This window comes from Vibrio sp. 03-59-1, assembly GCF_013114135.1.
Taxonomy (GTDB): Bacteria; Pseudomonadota; Gammaproteobacteria; order Enterobacterales; family Vibrionaceae; genus Vibrio; species Vibrio cortegadensis.
In genome coordinates this window covers 187,944-207,838 of sequence record NZ_VTYA01000002.1, presented here as the reverse complement: position 1 = coordinate 207,838, position 19,895 = coordinate 187,944, and the positions used below count along the sequence as shown (strand labels likewise).

At 42.5% G+C, this 19,895-nt stretch carries 18 protein-coding genes; 7 read left to right on the top strand and 11 right to left on the bottom strand.

Annotated elements, in window-relative coordinates:
- Positions 1 to 75: 75 nt before the first annotated feature.
- The 5 genes from F0249_RS02765 to F0249_RS02745 form a co-directional block, all read right to left on the bottom strand.
- On the bottom strand, positions 76 to 3,228 hold the full coding sequence (locus F0249_RS02765; RefSeq protein ID WP_171755785.1) for an efflux RND transporter permease subunit: 3,153 nt from the start codon (positions 3,226 to 3,228) through the stop codon (positions 76 to 78).
- 11 nt (positions 3,229 to 3,239) lie between these two features.
- Positions 3,240 to 4,373, bottom strand: a complete 1,134-nt coding sequence (locus tag F0249_RS02760) for an efflux RND transporter periplasmic adaptor subunit (protein WP_113800186.1) — start codon at positions 4,371 to 4,373, stop codon at positions 3,240 to 3,242.
- 150 nt (positions 4,374 to 4,523) lie between these two features.
- On the bottom strand, positions 4,524 to 5,369 hold the full coding sequence (locus F0249_RS02755; protein ID WP_017054395.1) for a mechanosensitive ion channel family protein: 846 nt from the start codon (positions 5,367 to 5,369) through the stop codon (positions 4,524 to 4,526).
- A 183-nt stretch (positions 5,370 to 5,552) separates the two neighbouring features.
- Positions 5,553 to 6,782: a peptidase T gene (pepT, locus tag F0249_RS02750; protein ID WP_171755784.1), complete on the bottom strand. Its 1,230-nt coding sequence runs from the start codon at positions 6,780 to 6,782 to the stop codon at positions 5,553 to 5,555.
- 271 nt (positions 6,783 to 7,053) lie between these two features.
- Positions 7,054 to 8,262 (bottom strand): NupC/NupG family nucleoside CNT transporter, encoded by a 1,209-nt coding sequence (locus tag F0249_RS02745; RefSeq protein ID WP_136995195.1) that lies wholly within the window; start codon positions 8,260 to 8,262, stop codon positions 7,054 to 7,056.
- A gap of 522 nt (positions 8,263 to 8,784) precedes the next feature.
- On the opposite strand from F0249_RS02745, the gene F0249_RS02740 reads away from it, so the two are divergent.
- A complete protein-coding gene (locus F0249_RS02740) occupies positions 8,785 to 8,922 on the top strand; it encodes a hypothetical protein (protein ID WP_170961645.1) in 138 nt (45 codons plus the stop codon).
- A 7-nt stretch (positions 8,923 to 8,929) separates the two neighbouring features.
- On the opposite strand, the gene F0249_RS20340 is transcribed toward F0249_RS02740, so the two are convergent.
- Entirely contained in the window at positions 8,930 to 9,484 is a 555-nt protein-coding gene (locus F0249_RS20340) for a prepilin-type N-terminal cleavage/methylation domain-containing protein (protein WP_171755908.1), read from the bottom strand.
- Between the two features lie 290 nt (positions 9,485 to 9,774).
- Between F0249_RS20340 and F0249_RS02730 the strand changes: the two genes are divergently transcribed.
- A complete protein-coding gene (locus F0249_RS02730; protein ID WP_017054400.1) occupies positions 9,775 to 10,215 on the top strand; it encodes a GNAT family N-acetyltransferase in 441 nt (146 codons plus the stop codon).
- 234 nt (positions 10,216 to 10,449) lie between these two features.
- On the opposite strand, the gene dbpA is transcribed toward F0249_RS02730, so the two are convergent.
- Both dbpA and F0249_RS02720 read right to left on the bottom strand, forming a co-directional pair.
- Positions 10,450 to 11,829 carry an ATP-dependent RNA helicase DbpA gene (gene dbpA, locus F0249_RS02725; protein WP_029203549.1) on the bottom strand — a complete coding sequence of 460 codons (1,380 nt, stop codon included), beginning with the start codon at positions 11,827 to 11,829 and terminating at the stop codon, positions 10,450 to 10,452.
- Between the two features lie 144 nt (positions 11,830 to 11,973).
- Complete coding sequence (locus tag F0249_RS02720) at positions 11,974 to 12,882, bottom strand: aldo/keto reductase family oxidoreductase (RefSeq protein WP_017054402.1); 909 nt, start codon at positions 12,880 to 12,882, stop codon at positions 11,974 to 11,976.
- A 241-nt stretch (positions 12,883 to 13,123) separates the two neighbouring features.
- Between F0249_RS02720 and F0249_RS02715 the strand changes: the two genes are divergently transcribed.
- A complete protein-coding gene (locus tag F0249_RS02715; protein WP_017054403.1) occupies positions 13,124 to 14,071 on the top strand; it encodes a LysR family transcriptional regulator in 948 nt (315 codons plus the stop codon).
- Positions 14,072 to 14,145: 74 nt separating this feature from the next.
- Here the strand turns inward: F0249_RS02715 and F0249_RS02710 are convergent, their stop codons facing one another.
- Positions 14,146 to 14,805 carry an NAD(P)H-dependent oxidoreductase gene (locus F0249_RS02710; protein WP_017054404.1) on the bottom strand — a complete coding sequence of 220 codons (660 nt, stop codon included), beginning with the start codon at positions 14,803 to 14,805 and terminating at the stop codon, positions 14,146 to 14,148.
- A gap of 250 nt (positions 14,806 to 15,055) precedes the next feature.
- Entirely contained in the window at positions 15,056 to 15,649 is a 594-nt protein-coding gene (locus F0249_RS02705) for a hypothetical protein (RefSeq protein ID WP_171755783.1), read from the bottom strand.
- A gap of 331 nt (positions 15,650 to 15,980) precedes the next feature.
- Between F0249_RS02705 and F0249_RS02700 the strand changes: the two genes are divergently transcribed.
- The 3 genes from F0249_RS02700 (at position 15,981) to nqrM (ending at position 19,026) form a co-directional block, all read left to right on the top strand.
- Positions 15,981 to 18,074 carry an alpha-amylase gene (locus F0249_RS02700; RefSeq protein WP_113800222.1) on the top strand — a complete coding sequence of 698 codons (2,094 nt, stop codon included), beginning with the start codon at positions 15,981 to 15,983 and terminating at the stop codon, positions 18,072 to 18,074.
- Positions 18,075 to 18,337: 263 nt separating this feature from the next.
- A complete protein-coding gene (locus F0249_RS02695) occupies positions 18,338 to 18,808 on the top strand; it encodes a NifB/NifX family molybdenum-iron cluster-binding protein (protein ID WP_171755782.1) in 471 nt (156 codons plus the stop codon).
- Entirely contained in the window at positions 18,808 to 19,026 is a 219-nt protein-coding gene (gene nqrM / locus F0249_RS02690; protein ID WP_136995234.1) for a (Na+)-NQR maturation NqrM, read from the top strand. Before F0249_RS02695 ends, nqrM begins: the two co-directional genes overlap by 1 nt.
- Before the next feature lie 21 nt (positions 19,027 to 19,047).
- Here nqrM and F0249_RS02685 read toward each other — a convergent pair whose 3' ends face one another.
- Positions 19,048 to 19,398, bottom strand: coding sequence for a DUF134 domain-containing protein (locus F0249_RS02685; RefSeq protein WP_171755781.1), 351 nt, complete (start codon positions 19,396 to 19,398; stop codon positions 19,048 to 19,050).
- A gap of 81 nt (positions 19,399 to 19,479) precedes the next feature.
- Here F0249_RS02685 and F0249_RS02680 point away from each other — a divergent pair, with 81 nt between their 5' ends.
- A complete protein-coding gene (locus F0249_RS02680) occupies positions 19,480 to 19,887 on the top strand; it encodes a PaaI family thioesterase (RefSeq protein ID WP_171755780.1) in 408 nt (135 codons plus the stop codon).
- Positions 19,888 to 19,895: the final 8 nt, after the last annotated feature.

The following is a 19,895-nucleotide window of genomic DNA, read 5'->3' as shown; positions in this document are numbered from 1 at the left end:
TTCAAGTCCGTTGAAGAAGGCTTTGAAAAGATGACAGTAAGCGCATTGTCATCTAAGAAGTCACGAACTGTTTACCTACTCATCATCTAATGGGATCAGCTTTGTGCTTCCTCCATGAATTTTTTCACGTCGCCTCTGTATTAATGCGTAAAATCCCGGGATCAAGAATGTTCCAACCAGCAACACACACAGTAAACCGCCGATCAATGAGACGCCTAATGAGTTTTGACTTACATGCCCTGCCCCTGAAGCAAATAGCAGCGGCGTAATACCTAATATAAACGACCACGATGTCATGTTTACGGCGCGAAAACGTAGCTTACCACCAGAAACCGCAGCCTCATCGAGTGGGGTTTCTTTCTCTTCACGTTCAACTTTAGCAAACTCCACAATCAGTATTGCGTTTTTGGCGGCTAACGCAATCAACAGAACTAACCCTATTTGCGCGTAAAGGTTGAGTGGCATTCCGGCGATCGTCAACGCTAAGAATGAACCGAGTGTCGCAACGGGCACCACCAGTATGATCGCGAGAGGAATACTCCAACTTTCATATTGAGCCACCATAAACAGGTAAATGAAGATTAAGGCCAAGGCAAAAGCATAAATCGCCTGATTTCCCGCTTGTACCTCTTGGTATGCCATGCCAGTCCACTCAAACTGATAACCTTGCGGCAGGATATCAGCCGAGACGCGCTCCATTGCAGCAATGGCATCACCACTGGAATATCCCTCCGCGGCTTGGCCTTGAATAATTGCACTGCGATACATGTTGTAGCGCCACGCGACATCGGGTTCGAAAACCTGTTCATACGAAACAAGAGTACTAAGTGGAATCATATCACCAGACGACGAACGTACATGAAACAGAGCAAGATCTTCTATCCCACTACGGTGCTCACTATCGGCTTGCATCGTTACACGAAAGTTCTTACCGAACATCGTAAAATCATTCACATAAAGTGAACCTAAATTACCTTGCAACGTTTGAAATACTGATGCCAACGGAATGCCAAGTTGCTGAGCTTTCTCGCGATCAATATCAACATAGTAGTGTGGGACATTGGCGCGAAAAGTACTGAAGGTATAGGCGATCTCAGGTTGCTTGTTCGCTTCCTGAATCACGTCATTCATTAGAATTGCTAAATCCGTTCTGCTACGCCCTAATGAATCTTCCAGTACATATTCAAACCCTGAAGCAGCGCCCATACCAGGAACAGCAGGAGGCCCCATCGCAAACACTATCGCTTGTGGTAATTCGGCAGCAGCACGACCGTTGATCCTTGCAGCGATGGCATTAGCTGACTGCGCACCGTCCATTGCATTACGCTCATCCCACGGCTTTAACTTGATAAATAGAGAGGCTCCATTCGATGCCGCAGCGCCTGTCATAAAAGCATAGCCGTTAGCGACCGTAATTCCGTCGATAGCGGGTTCCTGCTCAATCATTTCCATCAATTGCGCACTGGTATCTTCCGTTCGAGATAAAGATGCGGCATCCGGTAGCTGCACATTAACCAACAAAATCCCTTTATCTTCTTGTGGAACAAATGCCGTTGATGTGGTTTTCGCTAAGTAAGTCACCGCCCCTAACGCAAAAACGAAGAAGGTAGCCAGTAAAAATACTTTCTTGACTAAGAAACTCGCCCCCCGTCCATAGCGTTCCGTCACTTTATCCAAACCACGGTTGAATGCTTTAAACCAACTCGCGGTATTACCACCACCTTGTTTAAGAACTAATGAGCACAAAGCAGGAGACAGCGTTAATGCATTAATCGATGAGATCACAACCGATATACAGATAGTGAGAGCGAACTGGCGATACATAATACCTGTAATACCCGGAAGCATAGCGACAGGTAAGAATACTGCGAGCAAAACTAAGGTAGAGGTGACAATTGGCCCCGTCACCTCCTTCATCGCGATCAACGTCGCTTTTCGTGGTGAGAGGCTTGGATCCTTTGCCATCGTCGTGTCGACATTCTCAATAACCAAGATGGCATCATCTACGACAATACCAATGGCTAAGATAAGGCCGAAAAGGGTCACGGTATTGATAGTAAAACCGGCCAACACCATAATCGCGAATGTGCCAATTAATGAAACCGGAATGGCAACCACAGGGATGAGTGTGGCGCGCGCACTTCCCAAGAACAGGTAAGTAACGGCGATAACCAATAGTATTGCTTCAATAAGCGTTTTCAGTACCCCCTTAATCGACTCTTCCACGAATAACGTCGTGTCATAACTTGTTTCATAGGCCATGCCTTCAGGGAAATTACCACTGAGGCCATCAAGCAGATCCATAACGGCTTGTCCGCTCTCTAAGGCATTGGCATCCGACTGCAACGATAGCGTGACAATAGAGGCATCTTGACCACGGAATTGACCGCTTCCATCATAGAATTTTTTACCTAGCTCAACGCGAGCCACATCCTTTAAGTAGACAGTCTCACCATCACTTTGAGCCCGTAATACCACCTCTTCAAACTCGCTTACCGATTCAAGTCTTCCTTTTGTCACTAGGTTAAATTGCACTTCTTGCGGGTTGTTATAAGGAGCAGCACCAATACGGCCGGTTGCAACCTGTACATTTTGCTCCGCAAGCGCAGCGTAAACATCGGAGGTCGTCAGCTTCAAGTTGGCCATTTTTTCAGGGTCAAGCCACACTCGCATGGCGTATTCACCGCCACCTATCACATTAACTTCACTGATCCCTTTAACACGTGCCAGTTGATCTTTCACATTCAAGTTAATGTAATTGATCAGAAATTTATCGTCATACTCACCATTCGGAGAGTAGAAGTTCAATACCATGAGAAGATCTGGTGAGCGTTTTTTGACAGTAACACCAACCATTCGAACATCTTGAGGTAGCTTAGATTCAATTTGAGAGACACGGTTTTGAACATTGACTTGCGCCATGTCTGGATCGGTCCCTACATCAAACGTGACGTTAAGGGAATAAGAACCATCATTGGCGCTTTTTGAAGACATATACAGCATATCTTCCACACCATTCACCGAAGTCTCGATTGGATCGGCAATAGCTTGCTCTACCACTTCGGCACTTGCACCGGTGTAATAGGCATTCACGCTCACAGATGGAGGGCTAATTTTAGGGTACTCCGCCACTGGAAGTACCGTGAGCGCAATCATCCCAGCAAGCGTGAGTATAATGGAGATAACCAGCGCAAATTTAGGACGCTGAATAAAGAAACGACTTAGCATAGACTTCTCCTTTATTTCACGTCAGTTGTTGCTGATTGTTGTTCCAAACGGACTGGCATCCCATTGCGGACGCGTTGCAAGCCTTGAGTGATCACGCGCTCACTGTCTGCGATACCGCTACGGAGGATGATCCCCTCTTCGACTTGTTTACCTAACTCAACATTACGACGTTCCGCTACATTGCCTTCCGTCACGATCATCACGAAGTTGCCTTCTAGATCGGTCTGCACTGATCGGCGAGGAACAACAAAAGCTTTATCGACCTGCTTCTGGCGTAACTCAACACGGACATGTTGCCCTGGGAGCAATCGCTGGTCAGGATTATCGACAACAGCTCGCATCGCGATCGTACCCGTATTGAGGTTGATACGGTTGCCTAAGTAATCAAGTTTGCCTAAATGCTCAAAAACATCACCTGTCTCTAAAATGACTTGCACTTCGACATTCTGAGATTCACCTGAGCCATCCCCTTGAATTTGATCAATCCCTAGCGCGATGCGTTCGCGTTCACTCATACTAAAACGAGTGTGAATAGGATCTAAACTAACCAAAGTGGTGAGCACGCCGGAAGAGGGAGAAACGAGATCGCCTTTGCTCACATTTGTATCACTGATTCGGCCTGAAAATGGTGCTGCGATTTGAGTATGAGAGAGATTTACTTCAGAGAGATTTAATTGTGCTGTTGCGGATTCAACACTAGCTTCAGCACCAAGTAAATTGGCCGTTAATGCATCGAATTCAGATTGAGAAATACTGCCTTTAGGTAGTAAGTTTTTTCCACGTTCAAAATCCAACTGTGCTTTTTTAAGAAGCGCATTGGCTTGCGCAACCGCAGCTTTTGCAATCGCGACTTGAGCTTCAAACGAGGAAGGTTCGATGGAGTAAAGCAGTTGGCCTTTTTCGACCATTTCACCTTCGACAAAATGGCGCTCTTTAAGATACCCAGATACTTGGGCTGTGATCGCCGTATCTTCAACTGCCTCAACGCGTCCAACGTAGCGTTTGCTTTGTTGGTGAGCAATGACATTTACATCCTGTACAGTCACTAAGGGTAAAGGTGCTTGTTGATTTGATGTGGTAGCTTCACCACAACCAACAAGTACTAAAGAGCTAATAATGGATGTAAGTAATAACTTCTTGCGCATTGATAAACCATAATATTGAATTAACAGAAAGTCGTTAAACCTTATCAATATCAAGTGTTTCAATGTCCGAAGATTATCAAATCCTACGGCGCATTTGTTTCAAACTGTGTACTGCGATATGAATCATTTGCGTTGATTCATCACCTCTATTTATGCTTCATTAATAGGGAACCTAATCGCATAAGCTTCCATAAAATCTTGACGGATATGTTGCTCTAAATGAGACGCTCTTTCTGTCGGACAGAAAATCATGAAATGAATCAATTGCTCACCCGTAGAGGAACTGGTGACATGAATATGAGGCTCAGAACCAGGTAAATCAACGCCTGCATGTTTCTCAATCACAGCATTATACCGACGAGCGACATCGATGAAGTCTTCACAATGTTCTTCAATTTTCGAAATCAATTCAGGAAACATTGGATACACATTCACAAAATCTCGCACCGTAATATTGAAGTTATGATAAACATAACGCTTCATGAAATTGAGATTCTTTACCGGGTAAGTAAAAAACATACTATTAGGCAATGTCGCCGTTTTTCCGGTGTAATGATATTGGCCGTGGTGAAGATCGATTTCCTGAATAACGGTTGCCATCATATTATGTTCGATAACTTCACCACAAAGCTTACCGACTTCGATCCAATCTCCAATCCGAAAAGAGCGAGAACTCGCGCGTTGAATTGAACCCGTAAAACACAAAATGATCTCTTTTGAGGCAACCACGATAGCCACCGCAATGGCAGTCACAGATAGTGCAAACTCATTAATTTCAAATCGCCATAATGCAAAGAGAGCAAAAATAGTTAAGGCAAATGACCAATTCTTAGTTCGTGACATCCAGTTGCGTTGCTCTTCAGAAAGAAATGCAACATCCCCACGAATACGTGACAGTGTTATTCGTCTGATGAGAGCAATAATGGCTATGATTAACAAACTGGTGAGAGTTTTGTAAGTAAGAAGAAAATCAATTACCAACGACACTTTGTCCATGTTCTACACCTTTGACGCTTTTCATTATTTGGGAATATCACGACTAGCTTCCCATAATCGACGATTATCAGCCACTTTATTTTGATTATTTACTGAAATTTATAAACTAATTCAAAAGTTTGCAGATACAAAAAAGGCAACTTAAAAAGCTGCCTTTACGATTTGATGCTTAGCGAGAGTTAGTTACTTGTAGTTTAGTGCCGTTTTCTCAACTAATTTAACGATAACCTTCACAGAAAGCTCCATACCTTGAACGGTAATGAACTCATGAATACCGTGGAAGTTGTAACCGCCAGTGAAAATATTCGGACATGGTAAACCCATAAATGATAAACGCGCACCATCAGTACCACCACGAATTGGTTTAATCATTGGTTCAACGTCACATTCAATCATAGCTTGCTTTGCCAATTCAATGACATGTGGGTGTGGTTCTACCATTTCACGCATATTGAAGTAGCAATCTTTCATTTGAACTTCAATACGATCATGACCAAGCGTTTCGTTCAGTTCAGCGGCTTTTTGCAGCATGAACGCTTTGCGGTTCTCTAAACCATCACGGTCAAAGTCACGAATAATGTAGTTGAGTTCTGTACGTGCAACGTTCATCGAACCTGAACCAAGGTGGTAGAAACCCTCGTAGCCTTCTGTTGTTTCAGGCGTTTCATCTGCAGGCATCATCGCTTGGAATTTAGCCGCAATATTCATCGCATTAACAAGTTTACCTTTTGCAGTACCAGGGTGAACACTTACGCCGTGGCAAACAATCGTTGCATTGGTCGCATTGAAGTTTTCAAATTCCAACTCACCAACGGGGCCACCATCAATCGTGTACGCCCACTGAGCACCAAACTTCTCAACGTTAAACAGATCAGCACCACGGCCAATCTCTTCATCTGGAGTGAAACCAATGCAAATCTCACCGTGTGGGATCTCTGGGTTCGCAACAAGTGTTGCCATCGCGGTTAGGATTTCTGCAATCCCAGCTTTGTTATCTCCACCAAGTAGAGTTGTACCATCAGTAGTAATAATGCTGTGGCCATGAAGCTTATGGAGATCTGGGTATTGAATTGGTGAAAGAACTTCATCACCTTTACCTAGAGCAATATCACCGCCACGGTAATCATCGATAATTTGTGGTTTAACATTGGCACCAGAAGCGTCAGGCGCGGTATCCATATGCGCAACAAAACCAATCGCAGGTACTTCATAATCAACGTTTGACGGTAATTTGGCCATCAAGTAACCATGTTCATCTAGGCTAACATCACTCAGGCCCATCTCGATCATTTCAGCTTTCAACTGTTCAGCCAGTACCAACTGACCCGGAGAACTTGGGCAAGTTGCATCAGACGAGTTAGATTGAGTATCAAAAGTTACATAACGGATAAAGCGATCAACAAGATTATTCATATTAAATTCTCAAAGCTTAAAAGCGGAAACGACTGCCATCAGGGCAGAAAGATAACCACTAGCAAAAGAGTTAACTAAGCCAGTGCAGTTAGATGCGCTAAATAGTACGCTGAATTGGATAAGATAAATTGCGGTGAATCAGTTTTTTTTAAGAAAGAAGTGTTTTCTAAAGATAATGAGATATACAACAGGATCGAATAAAAAACGCTCATGCGAACCAATGGTTACAGGGCATGAGCGAGTTATATAGTAGATTAGTTCAATATAAGAATTACAGTAAAATGAACATACCTGCTAGGCAAGCACTCATTAGGTTAGCTAATGTACCTGCAACTACCGCTTTTAAACCTAAGTTTGCCACTTCTGAACGGCGCTCAGGTGCAATCACGCCGATTGAACCAAGTTGAATCGCAATAGAACCGATGTTAGCAAAGCCACATAACGCGAAAGTAATGATCACTTGGCTGTGTTCTGAAAGTAGTGCTTTGTTTTCAACAAAATCAATGAATGCCACAAACTCGTTCATTACCACTTTCTGACCAATATAAGAGCCCGCCGCTAATACTTCATGGCTTGGGATACCAATCAACCATGCCAATGGCGAGAAAATGTAGCCAAAAATTGCTTGTAGCGTGATGCCCGTGAAGCCAAATAGCTCACCTAAACTTTCTAGCCCAGTATTGACCATCGCGATAACACTCACAAAAGCAATCAGCATAGTGCCCACCGCTACCGCGACTTTCATGCCACTCATTGCACCGCTTGCTAATGCATCAATCACATTGCTTTGGTCCGCTTTATCCATCTCAATATCAGATTGGTTACAAGGAGTATCACGCTCAGGAACAATGATTTTCGCCATCATTAAGCTACCTGGAGCCGCCATAAAGCTTGCGGCAATGAGGTACTTAAGCTCAACGCCTAGCCCTGCATAACCCCCTAAAACACTACCCGCAACGGAAGCCATACCACCAGCCATCACGGCAAATAGCTCTGAACGCGTCATTTTTGATAGAAATGGACGGATAAGCAGTGGAGATTCACCTTGAGACAGAAAGATATTACCAGTAGCGACTAATGACTCAGCTTTACTCGTACCAAGAAATTTCTGAATCGCGCCACCAATCACTTCAATCACTTTTTGCATGATTCCAAGGTAGTAGAGCGCAGAAATAAGAGCACTAAAAAAGATGATGATTGGTAGAACACGAATCGCAAAAATGAACCCGCTGTTCGCCAGATCCCCAAATAGGAATGCAATACCAACATCAGCAAATCCAAGCAGGCTAGATACACCACTACTTAAACTGGTAAGCGCCGCTTGTCCCCAAGGAAAATAAAGAACAAGTGCAGCAAAACTTACTTGAAGTAATAACGCACGCGAAACCGTTTTCCAGTTAATCGCCTGGCGGCTTTCAGATAGTAGATACGCGCAAGCCATTAGTCCGACGATGCCGACTAAGCTAAATAAAATGTTCATTATATTGTCCTATTAAAGAGTGGAAATAAAAGCGGCACCAAAAGAATTGGCAAAAAAGGTATAGGACTGTGATTCGCCCGAGCAATTTGCAGCGAATGAATGAAGGAACAAGTTGTTCATATTGTAGATCACCTTATACAAGCATTAAAAATAGCTGGTCCGGTCCTTGAGGTCGTTCACTGTTCCATGTGACGGCTTGTATTGGCTAAGCATCGGCTTAAAACCGGGAGAGGATTATAACGAACAAAACGAGATATTCATCACATTTTCACACGCAAACGTTCAACCGTTTATTTTGCGTACAAAGCGACGAAAGATTGATTCAAAGGCAAAGAGATTCAGCAAGCTATCAAAACCAAGAAAGCAACAACTCACCCATAAAACCAACAAGAGGTTTATTTTTAATCAGCGCCTCATCCCTAAAAAATGACAAGCTCATCCCTTAAAAATTTTTAATAGGAGGATGATCACACTTTAGATATACGCCACTATCTAAGCATGCATAAACACTAGGATCTAAAAATGGTTATCAACAAATACTATGTTTTTATTGCTCAAGAACTAAATGAGTCAGAGAAACAGGAACAACAATCCCTAACGGAGCAAGAATTGCACCGCCAAGAATTATTGAAAAATGCACAACAGCAAGGTGGGCTATAAGCTTATTCTAGTCGCAATTAACGATCTCAATTGTTGGAGCAGGGTCTTCAGCATCCAAAACGATAGATCGCCTATAACTTATATAACAGCGACTATTATCTGTATTACTACTCGCTGTTATTTTTACTTCATTTTCCGCCCCCACAACTCCAACACCATAGAGGAGCCAGTCTTCCTCTCCAGGAATTGCACTTAAGCCAGTCACTAAATTAGACAAGGTTGCAAAATTAGCTTTGGGGTACCCATAATCAAATTCACAAAAGGTCGTTAAATCACCTGGGTCTGAACCGCAGTCAGGCAGCATTGCAATAATATCAGCCTTATACTTACCCCCTTCTTTGTACCCGTTGACACTGGCTTCATTTTCCAAACCAGCAATGGCGAACTTTCCATATGTAATTCCAAGAGCACCTTCAAGCGAACCTTTCATACCTTCCAAAGCGGCTTGCTTGGCATCACTCTGTAGATTCAAAAATTTTGGAGCGGCAGTCACCGCTAAAATACCCAAAATAACGATAACCACAACTAGCTCAATTAAAGTAAAACCTTTGTTTTTCAATATATTCACCTATATTCATTCACGTAATCGTGACTATTTATAGTGCTCAAACGACTTATAACGCTTAAACTATTCTGCACATTCAACACAATAGTTGTCATTGTACTTTATTTTACTGTTCAAAATCCACACTCATTCTGCATCATTGTTCTCCAACATTCGGCAATATCGCTCACCTAGCGCAGTCAGATCGTTAAAGTCAGATACACGTACAGCAAACTTTTAATCGCAATTACCCTCACGTTTAGTAAAGTAGGGTTTAATTTCACTGTAGGCTAGAAATTTAGGTGCTCATGGATTTCACGGTAAGAACCGCGACACAAGATGATTATGAATTTACATTTTCTCTCAAGAAATTGGCTGAGGTAGATGCTATTACTGCGATTTTTGGCTGGGATGAAGAGTTACAACGCGAACTACACCTTATCGAGTGGCACCAAGGGTTTCCGGAACTTATTTACGTAGACGGGGAACCGGTTGGCAGCTACATGTTGGTCGAAAACAATGAGGTTTGGCATTTTTCACGTTTTTTCCTACTGCCCAATTTTCATGGGGAAGGGATAGGAAGCAAAATTTTACAACAAGTGAGTGACACTCTCGATTCGTATCAACAACCTTGCAAGCTCTGTTACTTACAGGGAAGCCGAGTACAGACCCTCTACCCTCGCTTTGGCTTTGTTAAATGCAGTGAAGATGATCAGTTTGTCTATATGATCCGTTATCCAACGAAATAACCCTACGAAAGAGTCAGTAAAACGAATGATGATGCTACATAAGTAATGACACTACATAGGCAATGGAATTAAATAAGCGAAGTCGGATCAAACAAAATATTTAAATGGTTTATTAGGACTCAATATCGAAAAACAAAATGGGCCTCATGCAGTTAAAGCGTGAGGCCCATTTTTTATTGAAACGAACTTAATATCCTAAGCCCAATTCAACTACAGTATTTTTCTAGAAATCAGTTATTTAAGCAAGCGAGCTCTAAATTGGCGGCCTTTCATTTTTCCGGCTTCAATTTTTTTCAGCGCCTGTTTCGCCACAGAACGATCAACAGCAACGTATGCACGAATAGCAAGTAGGTTGATTTTACCTACCATTTTACCATCAATACCACCTTGACTAGTTAGTGCGCCCAGAATATCCCCTGCGCGTACTTTCTGCTTCTTCCCGCCATCAATTTGAATGGTGACCATCTTAGCTTGGTAAGGCTGTGCCGCTGGTTTTGCAGGTAATGTCACTGGCTCAATTGGCATGTCCATGTATTCATCAATCTGCATGACACGATGCATCTCTTTTTCGCTAAAGAAGCTGCATGCGATGCCTTTACTTCCTGCGCGGCCTGTACGACCAATACGGTGAACATGGACTTCAGGATCACGAGATAATTCAAAGTTGAATACAGCATCAAGGTTATCAACATCAAGACCACGAGCAGCAACATCTGTAGCAACAAGAATGGAAACACTCTTGTTAGCAAACTGTACCAATGCTTGATCTCGTTCGCGTTGCTCTAAATCCCCATGCAATTCAATAACACTGAATCCACGATGATGCAGCTCATCCGCTACGTTTTGTACTTCTTTTTTGGTATTACAGAATACCACTGAAGATTCTGGTTGATGGTGCAATAAAAGTAATTCAAGCGCATTGTCACGAGCTTCACTGCCTTCCATTTTATAGAAGAACTGCTGAATACTTGAATGATCGTGAGTCGATTCTACTTTCACCATCTCAGCTTGCTTCGTAATACGATCAGCAACTTTTTTGATTTCTGCAGGGAATGTTGCACTGAAAAGTAACGTTTGACGATCTTTTGGTGCTTCACTGATAATTGCATCCAGTGAATCTTGGAAACCCATATCCATCATACGATCCGCTTCATCAAGAACCAGTGTATTTAGTTCTGACAAATCGATACGTCCACGATCCATATGGTCAAGAATACGACCAGGTGTACCCACTAAAATATGAGCGCCGTGTTCCAATGAACCAATTTGTGGTCCCATTGGCATACCGCCACATAAAGTCAGTACTTTAATATTATGAATAGTACGAGCAATAGTTCGGATCTCTTTTGCTACTTGATCCGCCAACTCACGGGTTGGGCAAAGTACTAACGTTTGAACTCGAAAGCGTTTCACATTCAGGTTAGACAGTAATCCCAGAGCGAATGCTGCTGTTTTTCCTGAACCTGTTTTACCTTGACCGATTACATCCTTGCCAGCCAAAATCGTTGGTAAACTCAACGCTTGGATCGGTGTCATTTGTGTATAACCAAGAGAATCAAGGTTTGTTAATAGCTCTGGTTGAAGACCCAAAGTGGAAAAAGATGTATTGCTCAAAGTAAGCGACCTTTCGTTAAACGTAATTTAGCTGTGTATTATCGTTATTTGACGCTGCGATACTAGTGTTATTTAGAATAATCTCGATGAGATAAAAAAACCGACGCTCATGCATCGGTCTATTTGGATTAAAGCCGGAAATATCTAAGGCACACCGTGGCCTTTTGAAGCGACCCAAATTCGATACCACTGTTCACGCGTCATCTCTAATTTAAGTGCTTCAACCGCTGCTTTTACACGCTCGATTTTACCTGAACCAATGATAGGTAATGGTTTTGAAGGTAGGCGACGAACCCAAGCATAGATCACTTGATCAATACTCGCAGCACCAAGCTCTACTCGAATCGCATCCAACTCATCTCGTACACGTTTCGCCTGCTCAGTTTCGCCACTGAATAATTCACCACCCGCTAAACATGACCAAGCCATCGGGCGAACTCGGTTCATTTGCAATTGATCCAACGTCCCATCATCAACCACATCAAAATTAAGGGGATTGATTTCAACTTGATTGGTGACAAGCGATTTTCCTAAGCGTGATTGCAATAACTCAAATTGACGAGGGCTAAAATTCGACACACCGAAATGCTTAACCTTACCGACTTTATATAACTCAGCGAAAACATCAGCGACTTCATCAGCATCCATTAAGGCATCTGGGCGATGTATCAACAGTGCGTCAATATCATCCACTCCTAAACGCTCAAGTGAATTATTTACCGACTGATGAATATGAGCGGCGCTAGTATCGTAATGATTGATTTTACGATCTGGACTCTTCGCCCCACATAAGTTGATATCACATTTAGTGACGATTTGGATTTGTTCTCTAAGAGCAGGCTCTAAAGCCAAGGCTTCACCAAATAATTTTTCGCACTCGTAGTTACCATAAATATCGGCGTGATCAACCGTCGTGATGCCAAGATCAATGTGCTGTTTCAAAAAATTAAGACGTTGCTTTGATGTCATTTGCCAGTCAGCCGTTCGCCAATAGCCTTGAATCATCTCTGACAATTCTGGTCCTTGTGGCGCAATGGATACTTTAACAACCATCGGTTCTCTCCTATATAATGTCTGTTGCTACCGTAAACTTGTTTCGGGCAATCTTCAATCAATTAACACATATAGAGTTGCTGGCTCGCAATCAACGTCCATTATATGGTACACCACCCCAAAATTAACTAACCCTAAACGAATTCACTAAAATCTATAAAGCGATCCTTCCCTCTATCTATTATATACTTCTCTGCATGAACCCATTTTTTGAACCACATTTGATGACTTTGGAGAACAAATGTCAGTGACCAGCCAGCTATCCCTATTTCGAGACGTTGTACAACAAGGTTCATTTTCCAAAGCGGCAGCTCTACACGACATGGACAACTCTTCACTTTCAAAGCAAATAAAGAAATTAGAGGTGGCGCTAGGCGTTCAACTCATTAACCGTTCCACACGATCATTTTCATTGACCTCTGCGGGTGAGGACATTCTTCAACAAACCCATATTCTGCTTGATACGCTTGACCAAATTCATAACATTGCAGACTCTTATCATGCAGAGCCTAAAGGTATCTTACGCATCACTTCTGGGATTTTCTTTGGACAACAGTATCTTCAACCTGTGATATCAACGTTCATGAAGCGCTACCCTGATGTGAAAATCCTCTTATCACTTGATGACAAAAAATCAGACATCATCGCGGATCATTTTGATCTAGCTTTTCGAATTGGGAAGCTCACAGAGTCCAATTTAATCGCAAAAAAAATAGCGAATACCAACTTCGCTCTCGTTGCGTCTGAACAGTTTATTGAACAATACGGGATGCCTACGACACCTGAAGAGTTGATTAAATTGCCTGCTGTTATCTATAGCAATGGTGATGTGAACTTAGATCATCTTCGAATGAGTGAAGAGCCACATGGTGAGGTGATGAAAAGCTACAAAATGCAGGGTAATTATAAAGTCAGCGATGTGAGAACCATGATAAGTGCAGTAAAAGATGGACTTGGTTACAGCCAAATTGATCTGTTTAACCTCGAGTGCCCAATCAAACATTCGCAACTAAAACCCTTGCTAACCAACTATACGATTTCCAACATGGATACAGGGATCTACGCCATCTACCCTCATCGAAAACAGACCTTATTGGTTAAAGCTTTTATCGATGCCGTTCTTGATTACATTGGAACACCACCCTTTTGGGAAGAGCATATCCCAAACTATAAAAACCTCTATAAATAGCCTAAACCGTTCGCTAGCAGATACAAAAAAGGCTAGGAATTAAACCTAGCCTCTCAATCTCGATTCTATATCACTTACAATACAGTGATCACATCTTCTGTTGCCAGACGCGCTTTTGGTAAGCCGTGGTTATAATCTTCACCATCTTTATGGTAACCAATCGCTAATGCAAAATCACAAGCATAACCTTTAAGTTCTTCTTTAAAGATATCACCAATCATTTCAGGATCAACGCCTTCCATCGGAGTAGAATCAATGCCCAAACGAGCTAAAACATGCAGCGTATTTCCTAGCGCGATATAAGTCTGTTTTTGAGTCCAGTAGCCATTGAAGCCAGTGTCGTCAGTGTTTGACTCTGCAAATGCAAACGCGCCATTCAGCATGGTATCGAACATGTCAGCAGGTAAGTGTCCTGATGTCACTTCAGCATCCACCACTTTCTTGTAATCATCTTTCGTAAAGTACGGGTTGTGAGCAAATAGAATGACATGCGAAGCTTCTTTTGCGTGTGGCTGATTAAATTGATGCTTGTTTGCAAAAGTATCGTGAAAGCGCTGTTTGGCTTCATCACTCTCAAGCACAATAAACTTCCAAGGCTGTGAGTTAATTGAAGATGCAGATAAGCGAATCGCTTCTTTCAGTACGTCCATGTCTTCCGCTGAAATACGCTTAGTCGAGTCATATTTCTTTGCAGTGTAACGATTATTTAGATCTTTGATGATTTGATGCGACATGTGACTCTCCGACTCTATTTGTTCACAAAATGGTACCCATACGGTATCCAGAAAAGTGCATCACACAATAAAACTCAATGAATTAATCTACCTAATTTCATAACGTTACTTACGGTGTAATGCCAACGAGGGAGATAGTAATGGGAACTCACACTAAATAAAAGGTTATTAGCACCCAATCATTATGGACAAATTAATCCACAATAAAAGCAGCCGACAATCAACCACCTTCATCTTAAGATCAAAAGCTCTAATTTCCGTCAAACTCACGAAGCTCTATGCGAATGCGGCTGCTATCACTAGCCATAATGACAGTTTGGGATTGAGAAAGAGACTCAGATTTATGTCGCCACACCAATATTCGTGGTACTGAAAGAGGCTGGCTATTTAAAAAAGTAATTAGCTTTTTATCAACAGCATCAGGGGATGATTGCAACAGTTTTTTTTCTACATCAAAAAATGAATTTCCAATTTTGATACTGATTAACCCATAGCCATCTTTACGTAAATTAAGCTGAAGATCTGAATATACTAAAGGGCTAAACGCGCTGTTTAACACCAGTTTATCGAAGCGGTTTTCAACGAAAAAAATCTCAGCAGTCACTTCCGTCTTGTAATACCTGACCACATCACTGCAAAATTTTTCATTCTCCTTCTCTAAACCACAATCAAACAGCGTGTTGTCATATTTGATAGACTCTAACGCCAATGAACCATCAGCAGAACTAAGAGCTTCACGTAACCACGATGGATCCGCCGCGTAAGATGGCAGAACACAAAAGCAAGAAACACCGAATATTAGAGTGGATAAACGCATAGGAAATAACGCCGATTGAGAAGTCATTTTAGGGTATCTACTCTGATGCGGAAAAACAATCTCGTTTGTACCGCCCGTATACTCTCAATTGTATTTTCTCGATGTGTTTATTGATAAATATTCAGCAAACTATAATTCATAAACCTATAATCCATCAACTTATCGCATAGCAGCCGAATTCATTCTCTATCCTCTACGCCTTTTACGATAAAACTGTGATCACCTTCAGATCTCAAGGCGTAGTTTATGGGAATGATGTCGATTGATTTTTCTTCTTTTATCATAAGGATAGATCACTAACTTCAATGGATTGCCGATGAAACAGCCACTGTTTAACCTCAATACCTTCACCGCGACGATGTTTTCAACCAAAGCCATCGCCACTGCTTATACTCTAGGGCTCACTTTAGTGGCTGCAAACGCATTTGCGGCACCAACAATTACCATTTCCACCACAACGAATAGCCGTGACTTCCCACTTGATCCACAGAATGCGTTGGTTGTCCCTCTTACCAAAGATTCATATACGCTTAATATCAGCGGTGTGGAGGGTAACTGTTCTGCACCTGAAACCCAAAAAGTGAAATTTAACCGACCACTTCAATTGCAGTGTGGTGCGCCAACCGAGTTACCATTAAAAATTCGTTTCACTGGCGATTACTCGTTCGCATATGATGAGCAGCAACATTCACTGACATTTAAGCGCGAACCTAAAAAGTCGACTAAGAAAGAGTTCAAGCGCCCTATCCCAAATGTCACTTGTGATGCTTTCAGTGACAGCTTAGATAGCGATGGGTTGGTTACCGTTAACCTTGGTGATAGCTATCCAGAAGGCACCGTTCTTACTGAAGCTTTTAGCCAACAAACAGTGGTCGTAAAAGATCAAGCCGTACAATTTAAGCCTGCAGCAAACAGTGGCAATCTGGCTTTATTCGAACCAGCAGAGAAGCAGAAAAAACCGCAAAATTTGGACTACCGAAATGCCAATATCTATTTTGTAATGGTGGATCGTTTCAACAATGCCGATAGCAGTAACGATCAAAGTTACGGACGAAGAAAAGATGGCAAAGACGAAGTCGGCACATTCCATGGAGGCGATTTAAAAGGCGTTATCGAAAAGCTTGATTACATTCAAAGCCTTGGCACAGACGCGATTTGGTTATCTCCAATTGTAGAGCAAGTGCATGGGTTTGTTGGTGGTGGCGACAGTGGATCTTTCCCATTCTATGCGTACCACGGATATTGGACTCGTGATTTCACCAAGATTGATGAGAATTTCGGTAACGACAACGATTTACAAACTCTAGTTCAAGAGGCGCATAAACGTGGCATTAAGGTGCTGCTAGATGCCGTTATCAATCACTCAGGCTACTCCACTTTAGCTGACTTACAGTTTGATGGCGTTAATGTTCAAACTCAACCAAACTCACTACCGACCAAATGGGCAGATTGGACACCTAAAAGCGGTGAAAACTGGCACGATTACCATAAGAACATCGATTATAAGAGCCCTAATTGGAGCCAATGGTGGGGTGGCGACTGGGTTCGTTCAGGGCTGCCTGGTTATACCGCTCCAGGTTCAAGTGACATCACTATGTCTCTCGCAGGGCTTCCTGACTTTATCACTGAATCCGATAAAGCAGTAACACCTCCACAATGGTTGCTGAATAACCCAGGCACGCGTGTAGAGAAACGAGATAACTACTCTGTTGCTGATTACTTAATTGAGTGGCAAACCGATTGGGTTAAGCGCTTTGGTATCGATGGCTATCGTGTTGACACCGTAAAACACGTAGAAGGCGACGTGTGGAAACGCTTGAAAAAAGAGGCAAGCTCAAGCTTAGAAACGTGGCGCAAAGCGAACGACAAATCAGGACAACCTTTCTGGATGATGGGCGAAGTTTGGGGGCATACTGCCTACCGTAGCCCATATTTTGATGATGGGTTCGACGCACTGATCAACTTCGATATGCAGAAAAAATTAGACAAAGGCGCGGCCTGCTTTAGTCAAATGCAATCAACCTATCAAGATTACGCAAACACGATCCAAGAAGAGGCAGACTTTAACCCTGTAAGCTACATGTCTTCACACGATACCGAGCTATTTTTCAGCCGTTTCAAATCTTATGACATGCAACGCAACGCGGCGAATGCCCTACTTCTGAGCCCAGGAGCAATACAGGTTTATTACGGTGATGAAGTGGGTCGAAATACTGGTCCTTATGCAGATGACTTCCACCAAGGTACACGTTCTGACATGGTTTGGAAAAGAGACAATAACCAAGATACGCTATTGAAACACTGGCAAACACTTGGCCAATTCCGTCAAGCTCACCCTGCAATTGGCGCTGGCGTCCATCAAGAGATCAAACAGAACAATGGTTATGCCTTCTCGCGCACCTTAGGTGAAGACAAAGTCATTGTGGCGTATTTTGGGCGAGATAAATCTTAACCAAAAGCCTAGTGAAAACGATGATTTTCAATAATATATATTTCAATCGGACGCTCTTTATCTTCTTAAAAATAGAGCTTAACCGTCCGTAAGAACCTTTTGAAATGCAGCGTATAATACGCTGCATTTTTTTATTTCAATTTCCTTGAATTCTAATTTTTCAATTTTAATTACTGGCATATGCCAATAACTAGGCGTATTGTTACCTCAACAAATACTTTAAATCCATCTCTTCTCGAGAACGGATCATTCAGGAGGTTTCTATGATCTACGCCGTACCTTGCAACAACGCGACTATCGCTGGGCACTATTCGAAAGCAAACCAATTCTTAATTGTTGATGACAATAAGACACAGTCATTTTTCATTGATAACCCCGCTGTTTCTGTTGGCGGTTGCCAAGGAAAAAAACAGCTTGTTGAACAGTTGATCAAGCACCACGTCGATACGGTTGTCATCCGAAATATAGGCGAGCGTTTGCTAACAAAGTTATTCAACCACAATATTTCAGTATATAAAGCGAGCCGAAATTCTGAGCTTATGTCCGTCCATCCATCACAACTTGAAATCGTGACAGATTTGAGTGCAGCACGTCCGTCGATAAATCATAAAAAAAAGGGATGTCATTCAGAAAAAACAAGAGATGCGAACAGTCACTCTAAGAAGCTATCTCCTCAAACCGTTAAGTCTTTGCGTCAAGTTCTGGGGCTTCATTCGCAGGAAAGTGAACAATGATGGTCTATGTCGCGACATTTCTGGTTTTTCTGATCACCATTATTCTCATGGCTATTGGTGTGATCTTCCATCGGAGGAGTATTCAAGGAAGTTGTGGCGGATTAAATCAGGTCGATATTGAACGGGTATGTAATTGTGAAACGACTTGTGAGGAGCACTCTCGCGTTCTATACAAAATACAAGAACCTAGCACAACAAAAATGCCGAGTGAATCGTAACCAGTATTGCGCTTAATACTGCTACAGCTCTTGTTCTTGTTCTTGTTCTTGTTCTTGTTCTTGTTCTTGTTCTTGTTCTTGTTCTTGTTCTTGTTCTTGTTCTTGCAACATTAGCGCCTTACCTTCAACGATACTCAAGGCTATTTTTCCACGGGCTCTCTTAATGATATTACCGAAAGTTTGACGAGAGACGCCCATTTGATCGGCTGATTCTTGCTGGTTCGCCCCAACAACATCGGCTAAACGAATAGCTTCAAACTCTTCAGCCAACAACACGATCTGTTGAAGATCTTTCATTGGCACCCCGTTGGGCTTGAAACAACTGTGAGCAGGCGTGCTGCATATGCGTCGAGATATTTTAGGTCTAGCCATGGGAACTCCTACAATTCAGGCTAGCTAACATAAATGACTCAAGCTCATCTGCCAAGCCTAATCATTAAAAAGGAAAATATTATGTTAATACAACGACCTGAAAACCACCAATCGTGCGTGATTTGTGGTGAGAAAAAATCGGACCGTGAACTGGGACTCACCTTTATTGTGGAAGACGAAGGTGTTGTCAGCACAACATTTACCCCCACTCGTGTCGTTCAAGGTTACCAAGGTGTTATGCATGGCGGCATGATCTGTTCACTTTTAGACTCAGCAATGACCAACTGTCTATTTTCGTTAGGCGTTCATGCCATGACAGCCGATCTTAATGTGCGCTTCATTCACCCTGTTCCACTCGATCAACCGATTACCATTCTGGGTGAGTTCATCCAACAGAGGAGAGGGATATATCAACTATCAAGCAGTTTGACACATCTAGGCGTAAAACTTGCCACGGCTACGGCTAAATTTGTGGTTCCAAAATCTTAATCACAGAA